7 protein-coding genes are annotated in these 13,004 nt (G+C 41.2%); 5 read left to right on the top strand and 2 right to left on the bottom strand.

Features of this window, described 5'->3' with window-relative positions:
* Window positions 1-18: 18 nt before the first annotated feature.
* Window positions 19-2,184: a methyl-accepting chemotaxis protein gene (locus tag B4U37_RS17110; RefSeq protein ID WP_088019224.1), complete on the bottom strand. Its 2,166-nt coding sequence runs from the start codon at window positions 2,182-2,184 to the stop codon at window positions 19-21.
* Between the two features lie 203 nt (window positions 2,185-2,387).
* On the opposite strand from B4U37_RS17110, the gene B4U37_RS17105 reads away from it, so the two are divergent.
* Both B4U37_RS17105 and B4U37_RS17100 read left to right on the top strand, forming a co-directional pair.
* Window positions 2,388-3,401, top strand: a complete 1,014-nt coding sequence (locus B4U37_RS17105) for a PTS sugar transporter subunit IIC (RefSeq protein ID WP_088019223.1) — start codon at window positions 2,388-2,390, stop codon at window positions 3,399-3,401.
* Between the two features lie 7 nt (window positions 3,402-3,408).
* Complete coding sequence (locus B4U37_RS17100) at window positions 3,409-3,720, top strand: thioredoxin family protein (RefSeq protein WP_088020344.1); 312 nt, start codon at window positions 3,409-3,411, stop codon at window positions 3,718-3,720.
* 57 nt (window positions 3,721-3,777) lie between these two features.
* On the opposite strand, the gene B4U37_RS17095 is transcribed toward B4U37_RS17100, so the two are convergent.
* Complete coding sequence (locus B4U37_RS17095) at window positions 3,778-8,166, bottom strand: S8 family peptidase (protein WP_088019222.1); 4,389 nt, start codon at window positions 8,164-8,166, stop codon at window positions 3,778-3,780.
* Window positions 8,167-8,823: 657 nt separating this feature from the next.
* Between B4U37_RS17095 and B4U37_RS17090 the strand changes: the two genes are divergently transcribed.
* From B4U37_RS17090 to B4U37_RS17080, 3 genes are all read left to right on the top strand, one after another.
* A complete protein-coding gene (locus tag B4U37_RS17090) occupies window positions 8,824-9,633 on the top strand; it encodes a DUF1444 domain-containing protein (protein ID WP_088019221.1) in 810 nt (269 codons plus the stop codon).
* A gap of 190 nt (window positions 9,634-9,823) precedes the next feature.
* Window positions 9,824-10,435, top strand: coding sequence for a YtpR family tRNA-binding protein (gene ytpR / locus B4U37_RS17085; protein ID WP_187443842.1), 612 nt, complete (start codon window positions 9,824-9,826; stop codon window positions 10,433-10,435).
* Between the two features lie 103 nt (window positions 10,436-10,538).
* Entirely contained in the window at window positions 10,539-12,926 is a 2,388-nt protein-coding gene (locus tag B4U37_RS17080) for a DNA translocase FtsK (RefSeq protein WP_245840102.1), read from the top strand.
* Window positions 12,927-13,004 lie beyond the last annotated feature (78 nt).

Below are 13,004 nucleotides of genomic sequence, written 5' to 3'. Positions count from 1 at the left end.
GCAAACCTTTCATTCGTTTTATTGCTTATTTTCTTGTTCTCCCGTTGCTGCGGTTTGTTCGATCGAGGCTGCAGCTTCTTCGTGTATCCATTTTTCTTTTAGTTTTTCTTCGTCATCGGTATCGTTGGATGAAGTTTCATCTTCTATTTCTTCCGAATCAAGTTGTTCATCGACATAATCTGTTTCTTCTATAGGAAGTGCGTTCTCATCTTCTACTGTAAACTGACTGACTTCTTCTTGAAGTTCATTGGCAATATCTGATAGGGAAATTGCTGCTTCGTTTACTTGTTCGATGGCAAGTATTTGGTGTTCGCTCGAAGCACTTACCTGTTCGGAAGTTGCGGCTGCCTCTTCGGAAATATAATGTACTTCTGATAATTTTTCTTCAAGCTGTTTGTTTGATTCTGTTACATGTCCAATTGCTTCTTGCACATCATCTACTTTATGGTTTATTTCCATAACATTTCCGGCAATTTTTTCAAAAGATGTTTTCGTTTGATTGACGGATTCCTGTTGGAGATCCCTGTATTCATTGAATTGTAGTGCATCGTCTGAAAGCTTGCCCATTTGCTTGCCCATTTCTGTTACTAACTTTTTAATGGACAATGCTTCATGTTTGGAGCGTTCAGCCAATTTTCTAACCTCTTGTGCCACCACTGCAAACCCTCTGCCGGCTTCACCTGCACGAGCAGATTCGATTGCAGCATTCAATGCTAGTAGGTCCGTGTTTTCTGCAATCTCCTGGATCGTGCCGACGATGGAGTTAATTTGTTGTGACTGCTTTGTGGCTTGTTGCACTCGTTCTGTTAGATGGTTGGCAAGTTCAAGAAATTGTTCGGAAGAATTATATAAATCCTTTACTACTGTTAGTCCATCTTCTCCCATTGTTCTTGCGTGATCGGCCTTTGTCTTAATGTCTTTACTCAATTGGTTTGCCTGTTCGACTGCAGCTTTCACGCGCTTCAGGATATCTGTACTTTCATCGAGATGAAGTGCTTGTTCACTTGACCCAATGGCCACTTGTTTTATGGCTTCGTTCACTTCTGTAGATTGGGCAGTCGTCTCTTCTGAAATCGCGGCAAGGTTTTGTGAGGAAGACTGCAACTTATCTGTCGCTTCCATTACTTTTAAAAGTGAAACCTGAACCTTTTCAGCCATCGCATTGAAAGTGACCGCTAAGTCCGCCATTTCATCTTTCGTTGTGATAGGTACCCTGTAGGCGAAATTGCCTTCTCCGATTTTTGATGCACCATCCTTTAACGAACGGATGGAGGAGGCTATTTTTCTATTTAAGAAATAGCCAGTGGTGCTTAAAAATACTAATAACAGTACGCTAATGATTAATGTTAGCAACATGATCGTCTGCAACTTTTGATTGGCTTCTGTCTGTATGGTAGACTGCAAATCTGTTACCGCAGCTTCTACCTCATTCACACTTTGCTCAACGCCATTGCTTATTTCTTCAAAATTCCTCACAAATTCGTAAGAAGAATTGTAGTTATTATATAAATCAGTCATAGCTTGAACATAAGGGTTATAAAGCTCCAACAGCCCACTCTTTTGTGAGTCGGGCAAATCGGTTTCAGCCAATTGCTCTTTGAAGGTTTCGGCACTTTTCATGAAATCTCTATATCTTGCTTCTTGTTTTGTGGCTAAGAATTGCTGTTCATATAGGCGAAGGTTCATCAATGTTGCATTTAGTTCTTCCCGATTGGCTCCGCGCACATTAATAACCAAGTTTCTAACATTTCCGTTCATATCTCCTTGAAGTCCTGTGAACTCTGTATATCCTATTTCTTTATATAATTCTTCAAGTGGGACAAATTCGTTCAAATAGTTAGTAGCTGCCGTTTCAATTTGTTCAAATCGAGTGGCAATCTCCTCATATTCTGCGAATTGTTGTTGCAACCTAGATGCATCCTGCTTAATGTTTTCCAAGTTTTCTTTTATAGCAACGGATGTTTCGTCACTGGGTATTCTTAAAAACTCTTGTTCGTTCTTTCGAGTATCTGAAAAAGCGAACTTAATTTCTTTACTTCCATTTACGGCTTCAAACAACGCTGCTTCTTGCTCTTTTTCCGCGGATTGCGTAAAGTAGAAAAAGAAATTGAATAATAGTACAATGATGAGTCCTGTTATAGCAGTCAATAAAATAAATCTAACTCTACCTCTAATTGTTTTCATGTTACCCCCCTAAAACATAAAAGACTTTCGAATTTTATATGTTTTGTTAAAAGTCTGATATTTTAAAGTAATTATAGACATAATTCTACAAAATTCACAACTACCTTTTAACAAAAGCTTGAATATCTACTAGTATATATCGACCATGATTCGGTATTATTAATGTAAAGCTGGTAGGAAATATATAAGGAAAGAGTGAGAATATGAAATCTTTTCTACATAAAAAGGGAGTATCATTATCGCCAAGGGTTTACTTTATTGATGGTCTGAGCTTTATGGCGCTCGGACTGTTCTCCTCGCTGATAATCGGACTGATTATCAAAACGGTCGGGGATCAAGCAGGTTGGACATTCTTAACAGACATGGGTATTCTGGCAATGAGTTTGATGGGTCCGGCGATAGGGGCAGCTGTGGCCTATGGTTTGAAGGCGCCTCCATTGGTGCTGTTTTCAGCTCTTATTGCAGGAGCTGCCGGTGCACAATTAGGCGGACCCGCAGGTAGTTTCGTTGCAGCTTTATTGGCAACAGAAGTGGGGAAGATGGTTTCAAAAGAAACGAAAGTAGATATCCTGGTTACGCCTTTTGTCACGATACTGACGGGATTCCTTGTTGCGACTTTTATTGGTCCGCCGATTAATGCTGGCATGAATTCACTAGGAGCGATTATCATGTGGGCTACTGAACAACAGCCTATTGTGATGGGAATTTTAGTAGCGGTTCTGATGGGGTGGGCTTTGACAGCGCCCATATCAAGTGCAGCAATTGCTTTGATGCTGGGACTTGAAGGAATTGCAGCGGGGGCAGCGACAATTGGCTGTGCAGCTCAAATGGTCGGGTTTGCTGTAAGCAGTTATCGTGAAAATAAAATGGCAGGACTGCTGGCATTAGGAATAGGTACTTCCATGCTGCAAGTGCCAAATGTTATTAAAAATCCCATGATTATTATACCGCCTACCATTGCCGGTATGATTTTCGCTCCACTTGGAACGACAATTTTTCAAATGACGAATGTTAAAGAAGGGGCTGGTATGGGGACGAGTGGATTGGTTGGTCAGATTATGACTTTTACGGCTATGGGGTTCTCTGTCTCTGTTCTTATTAAAGTCTTGTTACTTCACATTTTAGGTCCTGCTGTGGTAAGTTTAGCAATATCAGAATGGATGAGAAAGAAAGCTTTCATTAAAGAAGGCGATATGAAAATAAATATCGGAGGGTGATATGTTGATGGAAAAGCTACAATCCTTAGAGCAATTCAACCAATTGAAAAGTGAGAAAAATGTGGTGTTTATGTTTTCTGCAGATTGGTGTCCGGACTGCCGCGTCATCGAGCCAGTCTTGCCTGAAATCATGGAAAAGTTTAAGGAATATACGTTTATTTACGTGGATAGAGATGAGTTTATTGATCTTTGTGCTGAATTGAGCGTATTTGGAATTCCAAGCTTTGTTGGTTTTAAAAATGGAGAAGAAGCAGGTCGTTTTGTAAGCAAAGACCGCAAAACGCAAGAAGAGATTGAGGCATTTGTTGCTTCGTTATAATTTACAAAGGAGCAGGCAATCACGGTGTCCCGTGGATGCCTGCTCCTTCTCATTTACCTAGTTATTCTTTTTCTTTTTCTTTTTACCTTTTTTACTACCATCATTTTCATCATTGATGAACAGCTTACCGTCTGCAATAGCACGAGTCACATTACCGAAGTCATCCGCTACTTTAACCTCGATTTCTGCTCCACTTGCCACGACGCTAGAAGTAGCAGTCCAATATCCTACATAATAGCCAGGAGATTGTTCCATCAATGGAAGTTCCACTGCATTGCTGACTGCATTGTTTACGTCGTTTCCTTGCATCATCATGGAAGCATTTGTTAATGGCATACGGATAGAGAATGTTGCACGTAGGCCTTCTTCACTGTTAAATTCAATCTTCACAGATTCACCGGCACTTAAGTGCTTATCTTCTTCTGGCTTAAGGTTAGAGATCTCAGGCGCAACGTAGTTAGCATATACCGTTACATCTTGTCTTTTACGGTTGCCAGCTAAATCCTGAGCAACAACACGAATGTTATTTTCTCCATTTTCAAGCATTACTCTTAGAGAGTAAGTGCCATCTTCAACAGAAGCTTTCTTTCCATTGACTTTTACAAAATCAAGGTTTTCATCTGCTACTGTTCCTGTTACGGTAACCGTTTCACGGTTCGTTTTGGAACCATCTTCAGGGCTTGTAATGGCAAGCTCTGGTTTAGCTTGATCAAGAACAACTGTTACAGGTGCAGATTCTTCTGTCTCGCCTGTTTCAGTAGAGGATTTAGCTGTTAACACGTTTTCTCCGTTAGCAAGCTCAATATCCAATGCAAATGTTCCTTCTTCAGAAGCTGTAGCAGTTGCCACTTCTTCGCCGTTGTTCAATACATGAACCGTCGTTGTCGGGGATGCGTTACCTTCCACCGTTACAGTCGATTCATTTGTGTAAGTTCCATCAGCAGGTGAAGTAATAGTAGGTGCTGTTACTTCAAAATTAACCAAAGCACGGATCATATAGTTCCCTTCTTCTTCAGGAGCAGGAGACCATGCACCACCTACATATTGCCAGCTGCGGCCAGCGTTTGGTCCATCTTCATCAGTTCCAAGTCCAGGCGCATTCGGATTTGGTTGAGACTGGATGTAAACCATGTAGAAGTCTTGTTCTACGATAATTCCATGCTCAGCTAAGTCAACTGTTGTCCATTCGCCTGTGCGAAGAGCCGTTCCATCAAATGGTCCAGCAAGCTTAGATCCAGGTGCTCCATCAGCGCCAGATGCATCCCAAACCTCTACTTTAAAGTCTGTCCCACCAGGATCTGGCCATGTAGTATCCCAGAATCGGAATAATCCACCAGTGACAAGCGCACTGTTTTGACCTTCAGGTAAGGACATTTTTACTGCCCAACCGTTTCCAGCATCATAGAATGCACGAGCATTCTCAGCAGTACCATCGTCATAGCCGATTTCACCAGGGTATCCGATGAATGGGCGTAATTCGATGTCAAGTTCTGTTGTAGCATCTCCTTCAATGGATATCTCCATAGTTTCACTGTAATAAGAAGGAGCCATGATACGTAGAGTATAGTCGCCTTCATAAGCAGTGATAGAGAAGTTTCCGTTTTCATCTGTTGTTACAGGGGCAATAGCTGCATCCTCAACAAGCATCAATGTAGCGTTGGCAACAGGTTCACCTGTAGCGCTGTTAGTTACAGTACCAGTAACGGTTCCTTGTGCAATTTCGTCTAATACGAAGTTTGCAGTCGCCTCACCGTCTGCAGGGATGTCAACTGTTTGTTGTGCAGGATGATATCCATAAGCTTCCGCTTGTACTGTGAATGTGCCTGCTGCATGTAAAAGCTCGTAATAGCCGTTCGCAGGATTTGTGTTAACAGAGCGGTTTGTTTCCAATACAGTCACTTGTGCATGTAATGGAAGTGCCGCCGGGTTAACCTCATCTTTCACAGCTTCTTCTTTTTCAGGAGTAGCAACCGGATGAATTTTATCAGGATTTACTTGCTCCGCTTTTGCTTCCACTTTCTCTTCTTTCGTTACTTCAAGTTGAGTGGAAGCAGACTCTGTTGCATTAGATTCTGCAGATAATGCTACATCGTCAATGTACCAGCCAGGTCGTACGACGCTTCCGTCAGTTGTTACATTGAAGCCGATATAGATTCGCTGTCCAGCATATTCGGAAAGATCGACTTCACGTGCTTGCCATTCTGTCGTTGTACCGTCAAAGCGCAGTAGCTGAGTCCAGTTTTCTTGGTCTGTCGATACAAACACATGCCCAAAATCATAGCGAGTTTCAAGGTTATGCCAGTTCATGAACTGCAAGTATGCCGGGCTGTCAGCAGGAAGATCAACAGGAGGCATTACTAGTGTCATGTTTGCACTGTTACCATAGTTATCCGCCAGATTTGTCGCAAATACTTTCTCGCCTGAGTTTGCGGATTCAGGGCCACTTGTTGGTACACCCCATTCCCAAACGTCATTAGCTCCGAAAGAGTACCAGCCCACTGGATCTGATTCAAAATCAGTAGAGTATCCAAGTGTAATACCAGGTTGAACGCTTACTTCGTACGTATCAGATGTGACTTCGTTGCCACCGAAGTCAACAATGTGAAAGCGATAAGATACGGAAGGTTCTGCAATATCTTCACCAGGGATGGATGCTGTATAAGTAGCGTCATTGTAAGATCCAGAAGCACGATCTGCAGCAAGGTCTACCCACTCACCATCAGCATTTTGGTATTGAAGAGTAACAGAAGAAATACTTACATTATCCTGAACATGAATGCTTAAAGGAAGATTCATGCCAGCATAAGTTTCAGCAGGTGCTGTATGCTCAAAAGTTGGAGCTTCGCTATCTTCTCCATCCTTTGCAACTTGCCCTTTGATTTTTCCAAGACCGGAAATGATGGAAGATACAGCATCAAATGCATTGACGATACCGTGTCCATATCCGTTGTTTGGAGAATCAGGGAAATTGGAATCTGTTCTTTCCGTTGCAGTTGTCATCAAGATTTCCTCAATGTCTGAAACAGTCAGGTTAGAGTTAACCTGCTTTAGTAACGCAACCACACCGGCTACATGTGGGCTTGCCATGGAAGTTCCGCTAGCAGCACCATACTCGTTTCCAGGGAAGGAAGAACGGATTCCAACACCAGGTGCGGACACTTCAGGCTTGATTTCATCGTAAGGAGATGGACCTTGTAAAGAGAAGCTTGCAAGGTTCATATTTACATCTGTTGCACCAGTTGCAAAAGATTCTGGATAGTTACCAGGAGTGGAAACAGATCCAGGACCACCAGGGTTTCCAATACGCGTATTTCCAGCTGCGAATGCAGGGAAAATATCCGCTGCGACCCATGCTTGAACCATTGGACGATACCACTCATCTAAACCAGGTCCGCCGCCCCATGAGTTGTTCACAACGTCCGGAGCCATTGCAGGGTTTGGAGTTCCGCTAGCATCTTTTGGAGCTAGGATCCATTCACCAGCTGCAAGAAGGGCAACATCCGTACCACCGGATGGAGTAAAGGCTTTAACTCCGATCCATTTTGCTCCAGGAGCAACCCCTACTTGGTTAGATCCATTCGGCTCAGAACCGACCATCGTACCAGTTACGTGCGTACCGTGACCGTCATCATCGTAAGGAGTGGATTGGTTTGCAGGAGTAGCATCAAACCAGTTGTACTCATGATCCACACTACCACTATTATAGCCGCGATATTTTTCCATTAAGGCCGGGTGATCATACTGAACACCAGTATCAATGCTCGCCACTACAGTCCCTTGACCGTCAACACCCATTTCCCATGCTTGAGGTGCACCGATTTGAGCAACGCCCCACTCGATGTTTTCAAGACCTGCAGCAGGCTTTTCTTCTACTTCTATTTCAGTTGTAGCAGCTGCTTCTGCCGCCGGATCCAACTGACGTACTTCGTTTGGTAGTAGCTTTTCAATTTCTGGGAATCTAGCAAGCTCTTCCATTACTTCTTTCGTAGCAGTAACGGCCATACCGTTTACTACATAGAAGGATTGAATGTCCTTTGCTTTTCCATCTGCTACCGCTTTTTCAAGATACTCTTTTACATTTGCTTGGGTTTCGATTGATGTTGCTCTTAACTCAGAGACAACAGCATTACGTTTCATCAGTTTTTCTTGTCCAGCAGAAGCTTTCTGAGCCTTTGCTGTTTCCACAGCTTTAGCAGCCACTGCCTGCGTATCTACCTGTTCTTTAAATTTGATAAGGAAGGTAACTTTTTCCCCATCTTTAGAAAACTGTGTCGATAAGCGATCCGTTATTTTACTTGCCATCACTTCTTTAGATTCACCCAAAGAGACGGAAGCTTTGTTCCCTTGTGCAGAAGCTGTACCAGGGATAAAGCTTGGGGCGATCAGTAATAAACACATAATGATACTGAATACTCTAGCAAAATTACGCTTGTTCTTCCTACTCATTCAACATCCTCCTTTAAAATTAAATACAAAAAAACCGATGAATTTCCCCCCTTTTCATTTAGAAAGTATCCACCTGCCACTAGGGGAGGTAGGGTCTTGCGCTATGTAGGAGTATCTCGGTGACAATTAAAGATTAATAAAGTGTGTAGAAGAATAGTGTCGAAATAAGAAGAAAAGTATCAGAATATTCTAAAAATAGTCCGTTAGTTTGAGACAGGTTTTTCATTATAGGGAATTGGTAGAGGTTGGATAAAAAGTTACAAAACGAAGTAAAATTGTAAAATAATTCTATGTAGTAAGGTTTATCGTTAAAAATAGTCATTATTTAACAGGTAGTGGTTAATAGTGGAAATGTCCTAGCAGGCTTCAATATTTGACACTCCTTGAAAAAACAAGCAAAATCTACTAGCCTCACTATTCCTAAAAGAATAAAGGATGCCAATTTGAGTACAATGTTTCAGCTTTTATCCAATCATGTCAGGCCTTTTGGAGGATAAATGGAAGGTAGAAAGGGGTATGAAGTCTATGTGTAGTGAAAATGAAGTTGGAAGATGACATGTTAGACTTCTTTTAATAAAACAGACTTCGACAATTACATTCTTTCAATGATTTGTTGTACAATAAAGGGTAAGCAATGGAGAGAAAGGATTGTTCCTCATGGGAAAAATGACAGTACTTAAAATTAAAAGATTATTGGAAGAGAAATTATCCCATCCAAACTGGGTATTTACATATGACCGAGAAAATGAATCTTTACGGGTTGAAGATAAGGAAACAAAAAAGGGAATCTCTATCTCACTACAAGGTGTGCTATCGAAATACGAACAAACAAATGATATAAATGCAATTGAAGAATATGTGTATTATGTCAAAGAAGCTTTAACAAGCATGAAAATGCCTGTTCAATTGAATGGTGCGGAACGCCATATCTATCCTGTTATTCGCTCTACTTCATTTCCAACGACAAGTAATGACATTCCATTGGTATATGATGAGCATACAGCGGAAACTAGGATTTACTACGCGGTAGATTTAGGAAAGTCCTATAAGTTGATTGATGAGCAACTTCTTCAAAGAGAGAATTTAACGAAGAATACCATCAAAGAAATGGCCATGTTTAATGTTAGATCGCTTCCGACAACTATGAAAGAAGATGTGGTCGCGGGAAATACCTTTTATTTTGTCCGTTCCAATGATGGGTACGACGCAAGCAGAATATTAAACGACTCTTTCTTAGATTCGTTTAAAAAACAAGTATCCGGGACGATGACTATATCAGTTCCGCATCAGGATGTGTTGATACTTTCAGATATTCAAAACGAAGTAGGCTATGATATTCTTGCCGAACTGACCATGAGCTTTTTCGTAAACGGAAAAATTCCAATCACCGCGCTCTCCTTCTTATATGAAGAAGGCGAATTAGAACCAATATTCATCCTGGGAAAAGACAACAAAAAAAATAAATAAAAAATTTTCTCCAGTTGACTGAAGTGCAAGGTGTGAGACTCCAGCGGGGGAGAAAAGGTTGGTTGAGACCCCTGAAGTGTTGTGAGGAGGCTCAATCACCTTCCCGCGGAAAGCGAACACCTGAAACGCAAGGAAACTGGATGTCAGAGCTACTCTTAACTTACTAATAGAAAGGAAGAAAAAAATGACCATTAACGTGTACTATAACCAAGAAGGAATAGGCGACACACTACTAATCTACATAAAAGAAATCAATTTAAACAATCGAATGGTAGAAAAAAACGGAGACATTGCGAAGATTATAGATAAAGAAACAAAAGAAATAGCAGGATACAACCTTTTCAACGCATCCAAATATGTAGCAGTCAACGACTTTAAAGGCCCAGTCAACCTGACAGAAGACCTGATTGCAGAACTTAATAATGCTTTGAACGAAAATGGCGTAAAGGAAACACTTAATCCCGACCTCAGCCCAAAATTTGTCGTAGGACATGTGACGGAAAAAGAGAAACATCCAAATGCAGACAAACTAAGCGTATGTAAAGTGGATGTAGGAACAGAAGTGCTTCAGATTGTTTGTGGTGCCCCAAATGTAGATAGTGGACAATATGTCGTAGTGGCAAAGGTTGGAGCAGTGATGCCTAGTGGACTTGTCATTAGAGATGCAGAACTGAGAGGCGTTGAATCTTCCGGAATGATTTGTTCTGCGAAAGAACTCGACCTTCCGAATGCCCCGACTGAAAAAGGCATCCTTGTTTTAGAAGCTGGGAAATATGAAGCGGGACAACCGTTTTCAGGTTAACTCGTAGATGCCTATTTATTTTCACCACTAGACGATCTCTAGTGGTTTTTTGGCTACTGAACCTGTTAATAGAACAGGTTACGAACAACAAAGAAAGTGTGTGATGAATGTGAACTGGTTTAAAAAGCTGTTTGCTCAGCTAAGTGATGAGGAAGAAACAACCATTGAGCAAGATTACGCTAAGAAACCGGAAAATAAACAAAAACAACCAACAGCCAAAGTGGCTTATCAGTATCCTACAGGGAAATTTCGCTTTCCCTTAATACCAGATGAAGGTAAACAAGAACAACAGCTGAGACAGGAAAAAAGAAAACAGTCAAAAGCCCATCAATCTAGTAAACCAACAGAACAAAAAAAGCCTGAAACTATAAAAGTAAAAAAAGAAAAACCGACAGAAGAGCCGGTGAAAAAACAAGAACCTACAATAAAGAAAAGCACGCCTAGAGCTTTTGAAAAAGTAACCAATAAAAATAAACAACCTTTCCATCCTACAGAAGTGGTGTCCCCTATTTATGGATACAAACCACGTCCGTTTCCGGAAAAGAAAGAAGAATATATACCTGAGATCGAGCTGCTGAGTAAAGAATCAATTTCTAATGAGATAGTGGAATTAAACCCACTTGAGGGATACTCTAGTGCAAACTTTGAAGAAATTACGAACAAAGATGAATTAAAGGTACAGGCTTTTAGTGATGAGTTACTAGAAGAAGAAAACGAATCTTCAGGAGAGAGCTTGGAAAGTGAAAATCCAATAACCTCATTGATAGACAGAGTTATTAACGAAGAACAATTGGAAGAAGAAATAGAAGAAGTAAAAGCAATTGATGTAAAAGAAGAAATTGTTGAAGTTAACGAAGTGGAAGAGGATGTTTCTGCTTATGAACAGGAATCCGCAGCAACTCTAGATTACAGCGAGCCTAAAGAGGAGCGGATAGAAACTCCTAAAGCTGAAGTAACTCAAAAAAAGGATTCTTCCTCCAAACAGAATATACCGTTTAATGTCATTATGCTTAAACAGGATAAACGTTCATTAGAAAGAAAACAGCAAATGATGTCCAAAGAGGAAACGACACAACCTTTTTTCAGAAAACCGCCAATTACGATGCTTGCCATCCCACCACAGCATTCTCAGGGAGATCAGGACTGGGTAGAAGCGCAAAAGCAATTGCTGGACGAGACATTACACCATTTTAGGGTCGGTGCCAAAGTGGTAAAAGCAACACAAGGTCCATCTGTTACCCAATTCGAAGTACAACCTGAGCCTGGAGTAAAGGTAAACAAAATCACCAATTTAAGTGACGACATTAAATTGAGTCTGTCTGCCCGGGATATCCGGATGGAGGCGCCTATTCCAGGGAAAAACACGATAGGAATAGAAGTACCGAATCGTGTAAGCAAGCCAGTATTTATAAGAGAAATTATTCGACATCCATCTTTTATCCAGAATAATTCTCCATTGACGGTAGCTTTAGGTTTGGATATCTCAGGTCAACCTGTCGTGTTGGATTTGCAGAAAATGCCGCACGGATTGATTGCAGGTGCAACGGGATCCGGAAAAAGTGTTTGTGTAAACTCTATCATTATGAGTTTGTTGTATAAAAGTACACCAGATGAAGTGAAACTTTTATTGATTGATCCTAAAATGGTGGAACTTACACCATACAATCATATTCCTCATCTGGTAAGCCCGGTTATCACAGATGTAAAGGCAGCAACCGCTGCGTTGAAATGGGCAGTGGAAGAGATGGAACGCCGTTATGAGTTGTTTGTTCATGCAGGTGTTAGAGATATTGGAAAGTACAATGAAACGGCAAAAAAGCATAACCAAGAAACCTTGCCATATATGGTCATCATCATTGATGAATTGGCTGACCTGATGATGGTTGCTCCTAGTGATGTAGAGGAGGCCATTTGTCGTATTGCTCAAAAAGCACGTGCCTGCGGGATGCATTTGCTGATTGCCACACAGCGTCCGTCCGTTGATGTTATTACAGGACTGATTAAGGCAAATATTCCTACACGGATTGCATTCTCTGTTTCATCCCAAGTCGATTCCAGAACAATCATTGATATCGGTGGGGCTGAGCGCCTTCTCGGGCGTGGTGACATGCTGTTACTTGAAAATGGTGCTCCAAAACCTATCAGGGTGCAAGGAAACTTTGTATCAGATGAAGAAATAGAGAGAGCGGTTAACCATGTTCGAAAAGAGCAAAAACCTAATTATTTGTTTGAGCAGAGTGAATTGCTAAAAGAGAGCACCATACAAGATGAAGATGAGCTCTTTTTAGAAGCATGCCAATATGTAATTGATCAAAATGGGGCATCCACCTCCAGTTTGCAAAGAAGATTCCGTATCGGTTATAACCGAGCTGCCCGCTTAATGGAAATGATGGAGGACCATGGTGTTATATCCGGTCCAAAGGGTAGTAAACCAAGAGATGTACTTGTTTCAGAAGAGGAGCTTGTAAGTATGCAAGATTCTGACTATTAATGCTCCAAGACTGAAGTTGTTGTAAATGGATACAATCTTCTATTATTATTAATACTAGTAAACAATAGGAGTCGGCAT

The sequence above is a fragment of the Sutcliffiella horikoshii genome (assembly GCF_002157855.1).
Classification (GTDB): domain Bacteria; phylum Bacillota; class Bacilli; order Bacillales; family Bacillaceae_I; genus Sutcliffiella_A; species Sutcliffiella_A horikoshii_C.
The sequence above is the reverse complement of the archived record's forward strand: the minus strand, read 5'-3'. Positions and strand labels throughout refer to the sequence as shown.